The organism is Aeromonas allosaccharophila (assembly GCF_000819685.1).
GTDB lineage: Bacteria > Pseudomonadota > Gammaproteobacteria > Enterobacterales > Aeromonadaceae > Aeromonas > Aeromonas allosaccharophila.
In genome coordinates this window covers 23,296-38,936 of record NZ_CDBR01000034.1, presented here as the reverse complement: position 1 = coordinate 38,936, position 15,641 = coordinate 23,296, and the positions used below count along the sequence as shown (strand labels likewise).

The following is a 15,641-nucleotide window of genomic DNA, read 5'->3' as shown; positions in this document are numbered from 1 at the left end:
TCTTTTTAACTTGTTATGGTGTCGGGATTAACCAGTCTGCGGATCAGCGGCAGCAGATCTGACGCCAGCATGCCCCGCTCGCCGTCGGCGGCGGCCTGATCTGCGGCCTCGCCGTGGATCACGGCGCCCAGCCAGCTTGCCATGGTGGCAGACCAGCCCTGGGCCAAAAGGGCGGCGATTATACCAGATAACAGATCGCCCATGCCGCCACTTGCCATGCCAGGATTGCCTTCACAGCAGAGAGCGACCCGCTCGCCGTCATAAATAAGTGTTCCCGCCCCTTTTAACAACACCACACCGCCATAGCGCCGCTGCAACGCCTGCACGGCGGCAAACCGGTCGGTTTCAATCTCGGCAATGGTGCATCCCAGCAGTCGCGCCGCTTCGCCAGGATGGGGCGTGAGCACCCAATTATCCTGATGGAGGGGAGATTGCGCCAGCCAATTCAATCCATCAGCGTCCAAAACCAGTGGCAGCCGATCGGTGAGATAACGGGCAATTTGCCCCCTTCCCCACTCATCCTGACCGAGGCCGGGGCCAATGACCCGCACCGACGCCCACCCCTCGTCATCAGCGGTAGTGAGACTCATCAGTTCGGGTTGATAGAGGCTGACCGGTGGATGCTCCGGATGCTGACACACCCGCACCAGCCCGGCCCCCGCCCGCAGGCAGGCGCGAGCCGCCAGCACGATGGCCCCCTGCATGCCGCGATTGCCCCCCACCAGCAGTACCTTGCCATAAGAGCCCTTGTGGGAAGCGCGCGGGCGCGGGGTCAGCTGCCTGCTCAGCTGCGGATAATCGATACGCCAGGCGGCGGGCAGCATAGTGTCATCAGGCGTCACGCCAAGAGGATCACAGTCAAGCTGGCCGACACAATCCACCCCGTCGCCGGTGAGCATCCCCTGCTTGATAGCGATAAAGGTGAGGGTGCGAGTGGCCTGCACCACGGCCCCCATGGCACGGCCGGTATCGCCGTTGAGGCCGGAGGGGAGATCCACCGCCAGCACGGGCACAGCCAAGCCATTGATTGTTGCGACGATCTTTGTCAGTAGTGGCGAGAGGGGCGTGTTGACGCCGGTGCCAAGCAGGGCATCGACCACCAGATCCGGGGCGGAGTGCTGATCCCCATCAAACTGCTCGGCCAGCCAGACCCGACCACCGGCCGCCAGCCACTCATCGGCAGCCCGTCTGGCATCCCCCTTCAGCTGGTCGGGTGCTCTGGCGGCAATCACCACCACCTCGATGCCGATCTGGCGGGCAAGGCGGGCCAGCACATAGCCATCACCGCCGTTATTGCCGGGGCCGACGAAGATCCACCAGCAGCGACTGTCGGGCCAATGCAGGGTGGCATAGGTGCGCAGCGCAGCACCGGCTCGCTCCATCAGAGCATAGAGAGGTTGCCCCTCTCGCGTGGCCCAGTTGCGCTCCAGTGTGCGGATCTGTTCAGTCTGCCACAACCCCTGTGGTAAACTGCCCCCCTCTTTTGTGCCCAACGCGCCCCTGATGATCTCTACCATGACGGCTCCCGCCTCTTATCAATCGACCCACGCCAGCAAACACCGGCCAGGCCAAGCCGCATGAGCGCTCCTGACTTCCACCAGCTGGCCCACGATATCAAGCTCTGGGCACGGGAGCTAGGATTTGACCAGGCGGGCATCACCGACACCGACCTGCGTATCGAAGAGCCGAGATTGCAGGCCTGGCTGGATGCGGGCTATCACGGCAGCATGGATTACATGGCGCGCCACGGCATGATGCGCGCGCGCCCCCACGAGCTGCTGCCGGGCACGGTGCGAGTGTTGTCGGTGCGGATGAACTACCTGCCGTTCGAGGCGGGTTTTGCCGCCACCCTGCGCGATCCGACCCTCGGCTATATCAGTCGCTATGCTCTCGGTCGCGACTACCACAAGGTGCTGCGCAACCGGCTCAAACAGCTGGGTGATCGCATCGAAGCGCGCTGCGCCGAGCTGTTTCAAGGCACCGAAGATACCTTGGGTGAGTGGCGCCCCTTCGTCGACTCCGCCCCCATCCTCGAGCGGCCACTGGCAGCCAAGGCGGGCCTCGGCTGGGTTGGCAAACACTCACTGCTGCTCAACGAATCGGCCGGCTCCTTCTTCTTTCTCGGTGAGCTGTTGCTCAACCTGCCGCTGCCGCTCGACCAGCCAGTGGAGAAGGAGCAGTGCGGCAAGTGCGTCGCCTGCATCAACATCTGCCCGACCGGCGCTATTGTCGCTCCCTATGTAGTGGATGGCCGCCGCTGCATCTCCTATCTCACCATCGAGAATGACGGCCCTATTCCGGAAGAGTTTCGCCCCCTGATGGGCAACCGCATCTACGGCTGCGACGACTGCCAGCTTATCTGCCCCTGGAATCGCTACGCCGATGCCAGCCCGGAACCCGATTTTAGCCCCCGCCCCAGCCTGCACCGCCCGCCCCTGCTGGCGCTGTGGCGCTGGAGCGAGAGCGATTTCCTCAAACAGACCGAAGGGAGCCCGATCCGCCGCATCGGCTATCAACGCTGGCGCCGCAATCTGGCAGTAGCCCTTGGCAATGGCCCGGCAACCCCCGAGGTGATCGCGGCCCTGCAACTGGGGCTGACCACCGCCGAGCCCATGGTGGCCGAACATATCGAATGGGCGCTGGCCACCCTTGCCAGTCGTCAGGATGAAGAGAACAAGAAGACCCGTTTGCTGATCCGCTGCATCGAAAAAGGTCTGTCGGATCACGCATAAGTGATCTGCCCCTTGCCGGATTGCAGCACTTTTTTCATGCTCTGCCGACCTGCAGTGCCCATAACAGCGTGGTCACTGCAAACTGCTCGGCACACAACAAGGACAACACAGATGCATATGTTGGGAGTGGATATTGGAGGCTCAGGGATCAAGGGCTGTCTGGTCGATACCAAAACCGGCGAATTGATTGGCGAGCGCCATCGCATTGCCACACCGCAACCGGCCACCCCGGCCGCCATCGCCCATACCCTCAAGGCGCTGGTCGAACACTTCGACTGGAAAGGACCGGTGGGCTGCGGTTTTCCTGCCACCATCCACAACGGGGTTGCCAAGAGTGCCGCCAACATCGACAAGAGCTGGATCGAAACCGATGCCGAGCATCTGTTTGCCGATGTCACCGGCAAGCCCTGCTATGTGCTGAATGATGCCGATGCCGCCGGTCTGGCCGAGATGCGCTTTGGGGCCGGCAAGGATCGCAAGGGGGTCATCATCCTCATCACGGTCGGCACCGGCATCGGCACCGCCATCTTCGTCAACGGCCATCTGCTGCCCAACACCGAGCTGGGCCATCTGATGCTGGAAGGAATGGTCGCCGAGCACTACTGCTCCGATGCGGCGCGCAAACGGGAAGATCTCTCCTGGAACCGCTGGGGCAAGCGCTTCAACAAGTATCTGGCGCGCCTCGAGTTTCTCTTCTCCCCCGATCTCTTCATTCTGGGGGGCGGCAGCGCAGCCAAGCTGGATAAGTTTGTCGATCGTATCGAGACCCGGGCGCCGCTTATTCCGGCGGCCAGCCTCAATCAGGCGGGCATTATCGGGGCCGCCCTCTACGCGGCCGAGCAGCAGGGCTGACCGACGCTCACTGCAAGTCAGCAGATACCAATGGAAAGGGCCCGGCACTGCTGCCGGGCCCTTTTGTTTGGCTATGTCCCAATTACGTGTTGAAAGGCTAAGCTTGAAGTAGGCCATCACCTTGAGGTCTACCATCATGGATACCCCAGCCTTTCAACACCTGTTGTCCCTCTTTCCCCAGTTAACCCTGCGCCAGCGCCGTGTTGCTCAGCAACAGCTCACTGCCCCCCACACCATTACCTCGCTTAATACTCAGTTACCGGCATGCAGTGGCTGCCCACATTGTCAGGCCGATGTCGCCCAGCTGGCGCCTTGGGGCTGGAGTCGGGGACTGCGCCGTTGCCGTTGCAAACAGTGTCTGCGCACCAGCGCCATCCTCACCAAGACGCCCTTAGCCAGATTGCGTAAAGCACAGTGCTGGGAAGACTACGCGCAAGCCCTCATCGAAGGATTGACCGTCCGCCAGGCAGCGCGGCGCTGTGGGGTCAGCAAAAACACCGCGTTCCTCTGGCGTCACCGCTTCTTGCGTGCCATGGCAGCTCATCAAGCCACCCGGGAAGAGGGCATCGTTGAGGTTGATGAGACCTTCTTCCTCGAATCGTTCAAGGGGCAACGGGGACTGCCGCGTCCGCCAAGGCATCGTGGTGGCAAGGGGCGAACCCGTGGAACCGGGCCGGATTACATCCCGGTGATGGTGGTGCAAGACCGGGCAGGCCACCATGCGGATTTTCAGCTGGAGAAGATAAATGCCGAGGCGGTCATCGCGGTTTTGAAGCCGCTGGTGTCAACGGATGCGGTGCTGTGTAGCGATGGTGCGGGTGTGTATGCCAGTTTCAGCAAAGTGCAGGGCGTAACCCATCAGGTAGTGCACAATCGCCAAGGCGAACGGGTGGTTGGTGCGTATCACATCCAGCACGTGAACGGGTATCACCATCGGTTGAAAGAGTGGATGGAGCGGTTCCATGGCGTGGCGACGCACTACCTGAAGAATTACCTGGGTTGGCGCAGGATGCTGGAGCGTTACGGGAGGGGCGTAAATATCAAGGCGTGTTTGCATGAGGCGCTGGAGCACCCCATGCAACACGTAATTGGTACATAACCATAAAAAAACGGCGCCACTCAATGAGTGGCGCCGTTTTTTCGTTAAGCCGTATCAGCAAGCCTGAATAGGTGCCGTCACGTACTTGAACAGGAAATCAGTCACCTCTTCGCGCGCCGGGCGCTGGGGTTGATTGATCATCTGCATCATCACATAGCCAAAACCGGTCAAAGAGCGGGCCAGATCCTGTGCCGACAGCACGCTGGTGATCTCCCCTGCATCCATGGCGGTTTGCAGCTCGCTGGCGATCAGCTCAAGGCACTGATCGAGCAGCCGGGTATAGCGGGGCCATACCTCTTCCCGAACCGATGAACTCCACTCCAGCCAGATACCGGCATAATCCGGTTGATCGTAGGCGGCATCGACAGAGAGGCGTACATGACGCTGGATCTTGTCGAAAATGGAGCCCTGGTCACCGTATGCCTGCGACAGCATCTGGTTCACAAAGCGTTCGATCTCGGCCAGCACCTCATCAACCAACTCCTCGCGGGTGTTGAAATAGTTGAAGACGGTAGCCACAGAGACCTTGGCCTGTTCGGCAATCTCGGCGTGACCGGCACGGCCAATGCCGCGACGGGAGAACACCTCGATGGCACATTCCATCAATTGGGAGCGACGAGCTTCCGGCGACAGCCGGGTACGACGTCTTATTTCTGCGCGTGGTTCCATAGTTTTTATCATCTAATAGTTATTGATTATGGTGTTTATAGTATTTTAACCAATCATGCCTGAGTGCCTGCTAACTCTATCAATTAAAATAAGCCGATAAAAGCACCACGTATCTCTAGCACCCTTCGACATGAGTGGTAGAATCATCGGTTTTGATATTCATGAACGGCCAAATCCCCTTTGGCCTTATGGGAGTAAGTGATGAAACACACCGTCGAGGTGATGATCTCCGAGGCTGAAGTCGCCGCCCGGATCGCCAAATTGGGTGAAGAGATCACCGCCCGCTATCAGGGTTCTGACGAAGTCGTGATGATTGCGCTGCTGCGCGGTTCCTGCATCTTCCTGGCCGACCTCTGCCGCCAGTGCCAGCTGCCCATCACCCTGGACTTCATGACCGCCTCCAGCTACGGCTCCGGCATGCACAGCACCCGTGATGTCCGCATCCTCAAAGACCTGGACGATGACATCAAGGGCAAGGATGTGGTGATCGTGGAAGACATCATCGACACCGGTTACACCCTCAACAAGGTGCGCGAGATCCTCTCCCTGCGCGAGCCGAAATCCCTGGCCATCTGCACCCTGCTGGACAAACCCTCCCGCCGCGAAGTGCAGGTGCCGGTCGACTGGATTGGCTTCGCCATTCCGGACGAATTCGTGGTCGGCTGCGGCATCGACTACGCCCAGAAGTACCGCAACCTGCCGTTTATCGGCAAAGTGGTACCCCAGGAGTAAGCCAGGTTCAGGAATATCACGGGTGAAGTGGCCTTGCGCCCTTTACTCTGTGCAGGCGGCCTTGGCCGCCTTTTCTGTATCGAGCCGGATTCAACCATCACAGAGGTTGCAATGAACGCACTGGAAATCAGCGGCCTGAAAAAGACCTATCAGGGGGGCGTCGAAGCCCTTAAAGGCATCGATCTGACCGTCAAACAGGGGGATTTCTTCGCCCTGCTCGGCCCGAACGGCGCGGGCAAATCCACCACCATCGGCGTCATCAGCTCGCTGGTGAACAAGAGCGCCGGCAAGGTGAAGGTATTTGGCTACGACATCGACAGCGATCTGGAACAGGCCAAGGCCCAACTCGGGCTGGTGCCGCAGGAGTTCAACTTCAGCCAGTTCGAGAAGGTGATCCAGATTGTCACCCATCAGGCCGGTTTCTACGGCGTTCCCAAGGCGGAAGCGAAGATCCGCGCCGAGAAGTACCTGCGCCAGCTCGATCTGTGGGAGAAGCGCGACATGCCGGCTCGCACCCTCTCCGGCGGCATGAAGCGTCGCCTGATGATCGCCCGCGCCCTGATGCACGAACCCAAACTGCTGATCCTCGATGAACCGACCGCAGGGGTCGATATCGAGATCCGCCGCTCCATGTGGACCTTCCTCAAGGAGCTCAACGAGCAGGGCGTCACCATCATCCTCACCACCCACTATCTGGAAGAAGCCGAGATGCTTTGCCGCAACATCGGCATCATCGACAAGGGTCGCCTGATCGAGAACACCAGCATGAAAAATCTGCTGGGCAAGCTGGGTCGCGAGACCTTCCTGCTCGACCTTGCGCCAGGTTCTGCCGTACCCGAGGTGCCAGAGTTCAACGGCCGCATGCCGGATGAGCGCACCCTCGAGGTAGATCTCGACAAGAGCCAGTCACTCAACAGCCTGTTCGAGCAGCTGTCGAGCCAGCAGGTGCAGGTCGTGAGCATGCGCAACAAGGCCAACCGGCTGGAAGAGCTGTTCGTCAATCTGGTCGAAGAGGGGAGAAAAGCATGAATCTGGCCACCTATTACATCGCCTTCAAGAGCATTCTGGCCAAGGAAGTGAGCCGCTTTACCCGGATCTGGATCCAGACCCTGGTGCCGCCGGCCATCACCATGAGCCTCTACTTCGTCATCTTCGGCAACCTGATCGGTTCGCGCATCGGTGACATGGGCGGCTTCAGCTACATGGAGTTCATCGTGCCCGGCCTCATCATGATGTCGGTGATCACCAACTCCTACTCCAACGTCGCCTCCTCCTTCTTCAGCGCCAAGTTCCAGCGCAATATCGAGGAGATGCTGGTAGCGCCGGTGCCCAACTACGTCATCATCGCCGGTTATGTGGGCGGTGGCGTGGCACGCGGCCTCTGTGTCGGCCTCATCGTCACCCTGGTGTCGCTGTTCTTCGTACCGCTGCAGATCCACCATCTGTTCAGCGTCTGCTTCACCGTGCTGCTCACCTCGATCCTCTTCTCGCTGGGCGGGCTGATCAACGCGGTGTTTGCCAAGACCTTCGACGACATCAGCATCATCCCCACCTTCGTGCTGACGCCGCTCACCTATCTGGGCGGGGTGTTCTACTCCATCAGCCTGCTGCCCCCGTTCTGGCAGGGTGTCTCCCAGGTGAACCCCATCATTTACATGGTGAACGCGTTCCGCTACGGCTTCCTCGGTATATCCGACGTGCCGCTCGGCACCGCCTACCTCATCATCATCGGCTTTATCGTGGCCCTCTACGGTATCGCCTGGTGGCTTATCTCCCGGGGCACCGGCCTGCGCCACTAATGACCAGAACGGGCACCTCGCGGTGCCCGTTGTTTATTCTCATCCCCCTCTCTTCATCACACATCAGATAACCTCCCTGTTATTAAGGCTTTATCCGGCACCTTGTGATCCACCGCAATTTTCGGATTACCCCCAAAGGTATAATTCCCGCGGTTGGAAGAGCCGTGATGGACGGCCTCTTCCTCTCTCTCATTTCCCAGCAGGACAGGATCGCTTATGTCACTGATCACCGAGTTGCCAGCCATTTTCGAGAGTTTTTCAGATGCCCGTCGTCAGGGCTTTCTGGCTGTGATGGCACTCAAGGAGCGACAGATCCCCCTGGTTGGCACCTACTGCACCTTCATGCCGCAGGAAGTGGCGATGGCCGCCGGCGCCGTGGTGGTATCGCTCTGCTCCACCAGCGACGAGACCATCGAGGAGGCCGAGAAAGATCTGCCCCGCAACCTCTGCCCGCTGATCAAGAGCAGCTACGGGTTCGGCAAGACCGACAAGTGCCCCTACTTCTACTTCTCCGATCTGGTGGTGGGTGAGACCACCTGCGACGGCAAGAAGAAGATGTACGAGTACATGGCCGAGTTCAAACCGGTGCACGTGATGCAGTTGCCCAACCGCGCCGATGACGAGGCCTCCCGCACCCTGTGGCGCAGCGAGATCGTCCGCTTCAAGGAGCTGCTGGAGCAGCAGTTCGGCAATCCCATCAGCGAGCAGGCGCTGCGAGACGCCATCGTGCTGAAAAACCGCGAGCGCCGCGCGCTGGCCGACTTCTACCGGCTGGGCCAGCTCAATCCCCCGGCACTGAGCGGCACCGACCTGCTCAAGGTGGTCTATGGCGCCACCTTCCGCTTCGACAAGGAACAGCTCATCAGCGAGCTGCAGGAGATGACCCGCCGCATCAAGGCCGAGTATGCCGAGGGCAAGCGGCTCGACGCCCGTCCGCGCATTCTCATTACCGGCTGCCCCATCGGCGGTGCCGCCGACAAGGTGGTGCGCCTTATCGAGGAGCACGGTGGCTGGGTGGTGGGTTACGAGAACTGCACCGGCGCCAAGGCGACCGAACAGTGCGTCAGCGAACAGGGTGACCCGTTCGATGCGTTGACCGACAAGTATCTGGCCATCGGCTGCTCCTGCATCTCCCCCAACCACCAGCGCATGACGCTGCTGAGCCAGATGGTGGAGGAGTATCAGGCGGACGGGGTGATCGACGTGATCCTGCAGGCTTGCCACACCTATGCGGTGGAATCACTGGCCATCAAGCGCCACGTACGCGAACGCCACGGCATCCCCTACATGGCGGTCGAGACCGACTACTCCAGCGCCGACAAGGGACAACTGGCAACCCGGCTGGCCGCCTTTATCGAAATGCTGTAAGGAGGCGCCGTGTCACTCTCCATCGGGATTGACTCGGGCTCCACCGCGACCAAAGGGATCCTGTTCGACAGCCGGGATGGCGGACGCATCGTCCGCCGTTTTCTGGTGCCGACCCCCTTTCGTCCGTTGGCCGCCATCGAGCAAGGCTGGGCCGAACTTTCGGCCGATCTGCCAAAACGCCCCCATCTGACCCTGACCGGCTATGGCCGGGATCTGGCGTCGTTCGCCGATCGCCGGGTTACCGAGATCTCCTGCCACGGGCTGGGCGCCCGCCTGCTCTGCCCATCGGTACACACCGTCATCGACATCGGTGGGCAGGACAGCAAGGTGATCCAGATCGATGGCGAGGGCAACCTCACCGACTTTCTGATGAACGACAAGTGCGCCGCCGGTACCGGCCGCTTTCTCGAGGTGATCACCCGCACCCTGGGGGCGCGAGTCGAGCAGCTCGACGAGCTATTGGAGGGCGCAGAGCCCCACGACATCAGCAGCATGTGTACCGTTTTTGCCGAATCGGAGGCGATCAGCCTGCGCTCGGCGGGCATTCCGGCCGAGTCAATCCTCGCTGGCATCGTCCGCGCCATGGCCCGGCGCAGTGCCAACTTCATCGGCCGCCTCGGCGCCAGACCGACGGTGCTCTTCACCGGCGGCGTCAGCCACTGCGCCACCTTCCGCCACTATCTGGCCGATGGGCTGGGCTGCGACGTGGCCACCCATCCGGATGCCCAGTTTGCCGGTGCGCTGGGGGCCGCCCTGTTCGGTGCTAGCGCCAGCACCGGAGGCAAGTCATGAACGAAGAGTTCCTCTACCTGTTCCACTCCACCCTCGGCACGGTCAGGCTGCGCAAGCGGCTGGAGCTGCACGGCCAGTCGTTTCGGGTCTGCGACGTACCGCGCCAGCTCAGCGCTGGCTGCGGCCTCGCCATCCGCCTCCACTGCCCGCCAGATGAATGGCAGAACTGGTGCCAGCACGGCGAAACCGCCGCCGTCTTTCGCTGCGAAGCGGACGGCGACTATCAGGAGCTGGCCCGCTATCCGGCCGGTAGCTAGGACATGGCGAAGCAACGTCGTATGGTTGGCAGTCGGAGGCATGGATGATAAAGAGCTATCCCATGGCTGTGTATCTGCGCATGCTGGCCAATCTGGCGCTGGGTGGATTTTTCGTCGCCTCTGCCGGGTTCAAGCTGGTCTCCCCCGCCCTGTTCATCGAGCAGATCGGCGCCTTTGGCCTGATCTGGCCGCCGCTGATCCCGTTCGCGGCCTGGGGGCTGGTCGCCCTTGAGCTCTGCGCCGGGCTCGCAGTCATCGCCAACCGGCGCTGGGGATTGTGGCTGGTGATCGGGCTGCTCGCCCTGTTTATTCCGGTGTTGGGCTATGGCATTGCCATCGGGCTCGACATCTCTTGCGGCTGTCTTGGCAGGGCTGATCTCAGCTCGCTGCCAGAAGCCATCCTGCGGGATCTGCTGCTACTGACGCTTGCGGGCGCCCTGCTGCGAACTTCCCGTCCCGTTTTTCCCGTTCCTAAGGAGTAGTGACATGATGACATTGCGATCCTGCACCCTGCTGGCCTCGCTGATCGCCGCCAGTTTTGCCCTCGGTGGCTGTGGCGACAACCAGTTCGAGCAGGAGGTGAAGCTGGAGCAGTCGGCGGTGCAACTGGCGCAAGAGACACAGCAAGGGGGCTATCAGCTGCTGACCGTGGCCGAGCTGAAGACCCGGATGGACAAGGGCGAGGAGCTGGTGATCATCGACACCATGCCCTATGAGGACTCCTACAAGAAAGAGCACATCCCGGGCGCCAAGAACTTTGTCTTCGTGAAGGAGGCCAAGGCCGGTGACAACTGGAGCGAGATCGTCGAGGGGAGCGGCACGGCGGAGCAGTTCCAGGCGCTGTTGGGTGAAGACAAGTCCCGCCCGGTGGTGATCTACTGCGGCTTCGTCAAGTGCGGTCGCAGCCACAACGCCGCCGCCTGGGCGGTGACTCAGGGCTATCAGCAGGTCTATCGGGTGCCGGGCGGCATCTTCGCCTGGAAAGGCGCCGGTTACCCCGTCTCTGCCGAGTAATCTCTGCTCACAAGGCAACACAGCCGACATAAAGAAGCCCGCAACTGCGGGCTTCTTTCATATTGGGTCACGCTCGGAGTTAGCTGGCAGCCTGCTGCTCCAGCACCTGCGTCTCGGCCAGCTGCTGTTTGCCCAGCAACCGCTTGGTGATCATCGCCGCCATGATGGAGCCGTTGACGTTGAGGGCGGTACGGCCCATGTCCACCAGTGGCTCAATGGCGATCATCACCCCCACCAGCGCGATGGGGAAGTTGAGGGTGGAGAGCACGATCAGCGCGGCGAAGGTGCCACCACCGCCGACGCCAGCCACCCCGATGGATCCGAGCGCAATGACCGGCAGTAGGGTCAGCAGGAACAGGGGATCAAACGGGTTGATGCCGAGCATGGGGGCGATCATCGCCACCATCATGGCCGGATAGATACCGGCGCAGCCGTTCTGCCCCAGATTGGCACCGAATGAGGCGGCGAAGTTGGCGATGCTGGCGGGCACCCCAAGGCGCTGCTGGGTCTCGATGCTGAGCGGGATGGAGGCGGCGCTGCTGCGGGAGATAAAGGCGAAGGTGAGCACGCCCCACACTTCCCGCAAATAGTGCAGCGGGTTCTGGCCGAGCAGCAGCAGGATCACCATGTGTACCGCAAACATCGCCAGAATGGCGACATAGCAGACCAAAATAAAGCCGAGCAGATTGAGGATCTCGCTCAGGGGATAGTGAGCTACCACCCGGGCGATCAGCGCCATCACGCCATAGGGGGTGAGCGCAATCACCACCCGCACCATCTTCATCACCCACAGTTGCAGGGTATCGATGGCGACAGCGGCGCGAGCCCCCGCCTCCGGGTGCTCCGCCTTCAGCTGCAGCAGGGCCACCCCGGCCAGCACTGTGAAGATCACCACCCCGATCACCGAGAGACCTCGGCTACCCGCCATGTCGGCGGCAAAGTTGGTGGGCACCAGCGAGAGCAGCAGGGCGGGCAGAGTCTGGGCACTGTCGATGGTGCTCATGCTCTGCTGCAGGGCGGCGCTGTCGCTACCGTGGCTCAGCAGTCCCTCGGCAGTGAGACCGCTCAGATGGGTGATGGTCATCCCCACCACACCGGCGATCATCACCAGCGTCAGCATGGAGCCGATCAGCACGGCGCTGATCTTGCCAAGGGACTGGGCCTGCTCCAGCTTGTTGATGGCGGAGAGGATGGAGGTGAACACCAGTGGCATCATCACCACCTTGAGCAGGCTGACATAGCCGCCGCCAACGATATTGACCCACTCCAGGGTCTGCTGGACACCGGCATCATCGGCGCCCCAGCCCAGTTGCAGACCGAGACCAAACAGCCCCCCCAGCAGCAGACCGGCGAGCACCTTGCGCGACAGCGGCACCGTGGCGGGCAGCCGGGTCAGGGCAAAACAGAGCAGACAGAAGAGCAACGAAGCAAACAAGGTAAACATAAATAAACACCTGTAGCGGCCATCAGGGCCGATTGTGGAGAGAGAAAACAGCGGGTGCGAGCAGGGTCGCGAGGGAAAACGCCAAATGGCAGGCGTGAAAAAGCAGCGGACGCCCGAGGGGGCGTCCGCTGGCAATCGGGGGAATTACTTCTTTACGGGGGCGTCGTACTGTTCGGGTTCGTCGCTATAGACGCAGACATTCCACTTGGCGGCCAAACCATCATCGGCAAGGCAGTAACGCTCGAAGAACGTGGTGATCTCGGCGCGCTGGCAGTGAGCTTCAAAGGCTGCCATATCTTGCCAAATCTCGTTGAACACGATGGGGAAGCTCTCCCCCTCGGCAAACGGACTCGGGATGTGGCGGGTCACCCGATATTGCAGGCAACCATCCTCACGCAGGGTATTGGGCTCGAGCGCCTGCAGCACCTGAAACAGGGCTTGCTCCTGACCGGGTTTGGGCAGGAATTGGGCAATGCAGTAAACCTTCTTGGACATGGGGTCCTCCTGGTTGTGGCGGGCTCAGGCTTGCTGCAGCGTGACCACTTGATTGTCGATAAGGCGGGCCTTGCCAAGATACGCGGCCATCAGGATCACCAACTGCGCGCTCTCGTCGGTGGCGGATTCGAGGGTAGCGGCATCGACGATGTCGATGGCATCGGTACGGAAACCGGCATTGTCGAGACGCTGGCTTGCCTGCGCCACCAAGGAGGGCAGGTGGTGGTCACCCGCTTCAATCTGCTCGGCGATCCAGTTCATGGTGCGTGCCAGCTCGGGGGCAATAGCCCGCTCGGCGGCAGTCAGGTAGCCGTTGCGCGAGGAGAGCGCCAGCCCGTCTTCGGCCCGCACGGTGGGCACACCGACGATCTCGATGGGCATCGCCATATCGGCCACCATCTTGCGAATAAGCGCCAGCTGCTGGTAATCCTTCTGGCCAAAGCAGGCCACATCCGGCTGCACCAGATTGAACAGCTTGGTGACGACGGTGCTGACCCCGCGGAAGTGACCCGGGCGCAGCGCCCCTTCCAGCAGGCCGGAGAGGCCCGGCACCTCGACGAAGGTCTGGCTCGCCAGCCCCTGCGGATACATGATCTCCGGGGTCGGGGTGAACACCATGTCGACGCCAGCGACTTCCAGCGCAGCGCAATCCTGCTCGAGGGTGCGCGGGTAGTTGGCGAGATCCTCGGCCTTGTCGAACTGCATCGGGTTGACAAAGATGCTGACCACCACCTTCTCGGCGTGGCTGTGCGCCTCTTTCACCAGGGTCAGGTGGCCCTGATGCAGGTTGCCCATGGTGGGCACGAATGCGATGGCACGCCCTTCACGACGCCATTGGCTGATCTGCTCACGCAGAACGACGGGATTATTTACGACCAACATCAGCAGTTCACCTTCCGATAAATCAAAAAGAGAGACGGGTTGCATCCACCGCTAGCGCTCGGGCGGGATGAGGCACGAGCATGGCTATCAGCAGTTCACCTTTAGATGAATCAATAAGATACGGATTAGCTATACGGATTAACTGTGCGAGGCTGACAAGCAGAGACGGGGGCCGCAGCCCCCATCGTGCAACAGCCAGGATCAGTTGAAGCAGTGCTCCGGGCCGGGGAAGCTCCCCTCGCTCACCTGCTGGACATAGAGGCGGATGGCGGCACGCACATCGCCGGTCTCAGCCAGAAAGTTCTTGGTGAACTTGGGCACATAGCCGGAGGTGACGCCAAAGGCATCGTGCATCACCAGGATCTGGCCGTCGGTCGCGGGGCCGGCTCCGATGCCGATCACCGGGATGCGCAGCGCCTTGGTGATGCGCTCGGCCAGCGCAGTGGGCACACACTCGAGCACCAGCAGCTGGATACCGGCCGCTTGCAGTTCGAGGGCCTGACGGTAGATCTCTTGCGCCTGAAACTCGTCGCGCCCCTGCACCTTGAAGCCGCCAAAGACATGGACGGATTGCGGGGTGAGGCCGAGGTGACCACACACCGGCACCCCGTTGCGGGTGAGGTGGCGGATGGAGTCGCACAACCAGTCGCCCCCTTCCATCTTCACCATGCGGGCACCGGCTGCCATCAGGCGGGCCGCATTCTGGTAAGTCTGCTCCGGCGTGGCGTAGCTCATGAACGGCATGTCGGCGACCACCAGTGCCTTGCTGGCACCGCGCGCCACACAGCGGGTGTGATAGACCATCTCATCCATGTTGACCGCCAGGGTATCCTGACCCCCTTGCAGCACCATGCCCAACGAATCGCCGATGAGCAGCACGTGCGCGCCCTCGTCGTCGAACAGCTTGGCAAAGGTGGCATCATAGGCGGTGATGGCGGTGAACTTTTGACCGTCCTGCTTCATCTTCAGCAGGCTGGCGGTGGTGATCTTGCTCATAGAGGCTCCTGTACGTCTGCACGCGGGGCAATGATGGCCAAATCATTGTGCGGGCAGCGGGCAACCAGTCGGGCGAGCGGGGTGCCGCAGGGCAGCACCAGAGCAGGCGCAATTTCGGCAAGGGGCAGCAGCACGAACTCCCGCTCCTTCATACCGTAGTGGGGTACGATCAGGCGCTCATGGTTGATCACCTGATCCCCATAGAGCAGCAGATCGAGATCCAGGGTTCTCGGCCCCCACCGCTCATCTTTGCGCACACGTCCCTGTTCCAGCTCGATTTTTTGTAATTGATCCAGCAGCGCAAGGGGCGCGAGCCGGGTGTTGAGCCGGGCTACGGCATTGACGTAGTCCGGTTGGTCAGCAGGCCCCATGGGGCGGCTGCTGTAAAACGACGAGGCCTCCACCAGCACTGATTCCGGCAACCTTGCCAACGCAGCGACGGCGCGACGAGCCTGACCCAGCGGGTCAGACAGGTTGGAACCTATGGCGATGAAGACCTCGGTCATCACG

General features: G+C 61.4%; 18 protein-coding genes. 11 read left to right on the top strand and 7 right to left on the bottom strand.

Features of this window, described 5'->3' with window-relative positions; translation table 11 throughout:
* Positions 1-5 precede the first annotated feature (5 nt).
* On the bottom strand, positions 6-1,517 hold the full coding sequence (locus BN1115_RS07155) for a bifunctional ADP-dependent NAD(P)H-hydrate dehydratase/NAD(P)H-hydrate epimerase (protein WP_042656647.1): 1,512 nt from the start codon (positions 1,515-1,517) through the stop codon (positions 6-8).
* A gap of 60 nt (positions 1,518-1,577) precedes the next feature.
* Between BN1115_RS07155 and queG the strand changes: the two genes are divergently transcribed.
* The 3 genes from queG (at position 1,578) to BN1115_RS07140 (ending at position 4,683) form a co-directional block, all read left to right on the top strand.
* Complete coding sequence (queG, locus tag BN1115_RS07150; RefSeq protein ID WP_042656646.1) at positions 1,578-2,732, top strand: tRNA epoxyqueuosine(34) reductase QueG; 1,155 nt, start codon at positions 1,578-1,580, stop codon at positions 2,730-2,732.
* 111 nt (positions 2,733-2,843) lie between these two features.
* Positions 2,844-3,584, top strand: coding sequence for a polyphosphate--glucose phosphotransferase (ppgK, locus tag BN1115_RS07145; protein WP_005339062.1), 741 nt, complete (start codon positions 2,844-2,846; stop codon positions 3,582-3,584).
* Between the two features lie 136 nt (positions 3,585-3,720).
* Complete coding sequence (locus BN1115_RS07140; RefSeq protein ID WP_042656645.1) at positions 3,721-4,683, top strand: IS1595 family transposase; 963 nt, start codon at positions 3,721-3,723, stop codon at positions 4,681-4,683.
* A gap of 54 nt (positions 4,684-4,737) precedes the next feature.
* Here the strand turns inward: BN1115_RS07140 and BN1115_RS07135 are convergent, their stop codons facing one another.
* Complete coding sequence (locus tag BN1115_RS07135; protein ID WP_042656644.1) at positions 4,738-5,352, bottom strand: TetR/AcrR family transcriptional regulator; 615 nt, start codon at positions 5,350-5,352, stop codon at positions 4,738-4,740.
* Positions 5,353-5,553: 201 nt separating this feature from the next.
* On the opposite strand from BN1115_RS07135, the gene hpt reads away from it, so the two are divergent.
* The 8 genes from hpt to BN1115_RS07095 all read left to right on the top strand — a co-directional run bounded on the left by hpt (position 5,554) and on the right by BN1115_RS07095 (position 11,314).
* Positions 5,554-6,084, top strand: a complete 531-nt coding sequence (gene hpt / locus BN1115_RS07130) for a hypoxanthine phosphoribosyltransferase (RefSeq protein WP_005335618.1) — start codon at positions 5,554-5,556, stop codon at positions 6,082-6,084.
* Between the two features lie 111 nt (positions 6,085-6,195).
* Positions 6,196-7,113, top strand: a complete 918-nt coding sequence (locus tag BN1115_RS07125) for an ABC transporter ATP-binding protein (protein WP_042656643.1) — start codon at positions 6,196-6,198, stop codon at positions 7,111-7,113.
* The gene (locus BN1115_RS07120) at positions 7,110-7,883 is read left to right on the top strand and encodes an ABC transporter permease (RefSeq protein WP_042656642.1); all 774 of its coding nucleotides are present in this window, start codon (positions 7,110-7,112) and stop codon (positions 7,881-7,883) included. Before BN1115_RS07125 ends, BN1115_RS07120 begins: the two co-directional genes overlap by 4 nt.
* Positions 7,884-8,099: 216 nt before the next feature.
* Positions 8,100-9,251, top strand: coding sequence for a double-cubane-cluster-containing anaerobic reductase (locus tag BN1115_RS07115; protein ID WP_042656641.1), 1,152 nt, complete (start codon positions 8,100-8,102; stop codon positions 9,249-9,251).
* 9 nt (positions 9,252-9,260) lie between these two features.
* The gene (locus BN1115_RS07110; RefSeq protein WP_042656640.1) at positions 9,261-10,043 is read left to right on the top strand and encodes an acyl-CoA dehydratase activase; all 783 of its coding nucleotides are present in this window, start codon (positions 9,261-9,263) and stop codon (positions 10,041-10,043) included.
* Positions 10,040-10,300 carry a putative Se/S carrier protein gene (locus BN1115_RS07105; protein WP_042656639.1) on the top strand — a complete coding sequence of 87 codons (261 nt, stop codon included), beginning with the start codon at positions 10,040-10,042 and terminating at the stop codon, positions 10,298-10,300. Before BN1115_RS07110 ends, BN1115_RS07105 begins: the two co-directional genes overlap by 4 nt.
* Positions 10,301-10,362: 62 nt before the next feature.
* Positions 10,363-10,782, top strand: coding sequence for a MauE/DoxX family redox-associated membrane protein (locus BN1115_RS07100; protein WP_042656638.1), 420 nt, complete (start codon positions 10,363-10,365; stop codon positions 10,780-10,782).
* A 4-nt stretch (positions 10,783-10,786) separates the two neighbouring features.
* Positions 10,787-11,314, top strand: a complete 528-nt coding sequence (locus BN1115_RS07095) for a rhodanese-like domain-containing protein (RefSeq protein ID WP_042656637.1) — start codon at positions 10,787-10,789, stop codon at positions 11,312-11,314.
* A gap of 79 nt (positions 11,315-11,393) precedes the next feature.
* On the opposite strand, the gene BN1115_RS07090 is transcribed toward BN1115_RS07095, so the two are convergent.
* The 5 genes from BN1115_RS07090 to folK all read right to left on the bottom strand — a co-directional run bounded on the left by BN1115_RS07090 (position 11,394) and on the right by folK (position 15,637).
* Positions 11,394-12,758 carry a cation:dicarboxylate symporter family transporter gene (locus tag BN1115_RS07090; protein WP_042656636.1) on the bottom strand — a complete coding sequence of 455 codons (1,365 nt, stop codon included), beginning with the start codon at positions 12,756-12,758 and terminating at the stop codon, positions 11,394-11,396.
* Positions 12,759-12,902: 144 nt separating this feature from the next.
* Complete coding sequence (locus BN1115_RS07085) at positions 12,903-13,253, bottom strand: putative quinol monooxygenase (protein ID WP_042656635.1); 351 nt, start codon at positions 13,251-13,253, stop codon at positions 12,903-12,905.
* 24 nt (positions 13,254-13,277) lie between these two features.
* Complete coding sequence (gene panC / locus BN1115_RS07080) at positions 13,278-14,135, bottom strand: pantoate--beta-alanine ligase (protein ID WP_042656634.1); 858 nt, start codon at positions 14,133-14,135, stop codon at positions 13,278-13,280.
* Between the two features lie 201 nt (positions 14,136-14,336).
* On the bottom strand, positions 14,337-15,131 hold the full coding sequence (gene panB, locus BN1115_RS07075; RefSeq protein ID WP_042063124.1) for a 3-methyl-2-oxobutanoate hydroxymethyltransferase: 795 nt from the start codon (positions 15,129-15,131) through the stop codon (positions 14,337-14,339).
* Positions 15,128-15,637: a 2-amino-4-hydroxy-6-hydroxymethyldihydropteridine diphosphokinase gene (gene folK, locus BN1115_RS07070; RefSeq protein ID WP_005354659.1), complete on the bottom strand. Its 510-nt coding sequence runs from the start codon at positions 15,635-15,637 to the stop codon at positions 15,128-15,130. The genes panB and folK overlap by 4 nt, the downstream gene beginning before the upstream one ends.
* Positions 15,638-15,641: the final 4 nt, after the last annotated feature.

Coding starts and splice junctions, on each gene's coding strand:
- BN1115_RS07155 (WP_042656647.1), bottom strand. CDS start 1,517: ATGGTAGAGATCATCAGGGGCGCGTTGGGCACAAAAGAGGGGGGCAGT.
- queG (WP_042656646.1), top strand. CDS start 1,578: ATGAGCGCTCCTGACTTCCACCAGCTGGCCCACGATATCAAGCTCTGG.
- ppgK (WP_005339062.1), top strand. CDS start 2,844: ATGCATATGTTGGGAGTGGATATTGGAGGCTCAGGGATCAAGGGCTGT.
- BN1115_RS07140 (WP_042656645.1), top strand. CDS start 3,721: ATGGATACCCCAGCCTTTCAACACCTGTTGTCCCTCTTTCCCCAGTTA.
- BN1115_RS07135 (WP_042656644.1), bottom strand. CDS start 5,352: ATGGAACCACGCGCAGAAATAAGACGTCGTACCCGGCTGTCGCCGGAA.
- hpt (WP_005335618.1), top strand. CDS start 5,554: ATGAAACACACCGTCGAGGTGATGATCTCCGAGGCTGAAGTCGCCGCC.
- BN1115_RS07125 (WP_042656643.1), top strand. CDS start 6,196: ATGAACGCACTGGAAATCAGCGGCCTGAAAAAGACCTATCAGGGGGGC.
- BN1115_RS07120 (WP_042656642.1), top strand. CDS start 7,110: ATGAATCTGGCCACCTATTACATCGCCTTCAAGAGCATTCTGGCCAAG.
- BN1115_RS07115 (WP_042656641.1), top strand. CDS start 8,100: ATGTCACTGATCACCGAGTTGCCAGCCATTTTCGAGAGTTTTTCAGAT.
- BN1115_RS07105 (WP_042656639.1), top strand. CDS start 10,040: ATGAACGAAGAGTTCCTCTACCTGTTCCACTCCACCCTCGGCACGGTC.
- BN1115_RS07100 (WP_042656638.1), top strand. CDS start 10,363: ATGGCTGTGTATCTGCGCATGCTGGCCAATCTGGCGCTGGGTGGATTT.
- BN1115_RS07095 (WP_042656637.1), top strand. CDS start 10,787: ATGATGACATTGCGATCCTGCACCCTGCTGGCCTCGCTGATCGCCGCC.
- BN1115_RS07090 (WP_042656636.1), bottom strand. CDS start 12,758: ATGTTTACCTTGTTTGCTTCGTTGCTCTTCTGTCTGCTCTGTTTTGCC.
- BN1115_RS07085 (WP_042656635.1), bottom strand. CDS start 13,253: ATGTCCAAGAAGGTTTACTGCATTGCCCAATTCCTGCCCAAACCCGGT.
- panC (WP_042656634.1), bottom strand. CDS start 14,135: ATGTTGGTCGTAAATAATCCCGTCGTTCTGCGTGAGCAGATCAGCCAA.
- panB (WP_042063124.1), bottom strand. CDS start 15,131: ATGAGCAAGATCACCACCGCCAGCCTGCTGAAGATGAAGCAGGACGGT.
- folK (WP_005354659.1), bottom strand. CDS start 15,637: ATGACCGAGGTCTTCATCGCCATAGGTTCCAACCTGTCTGACCCGCTG.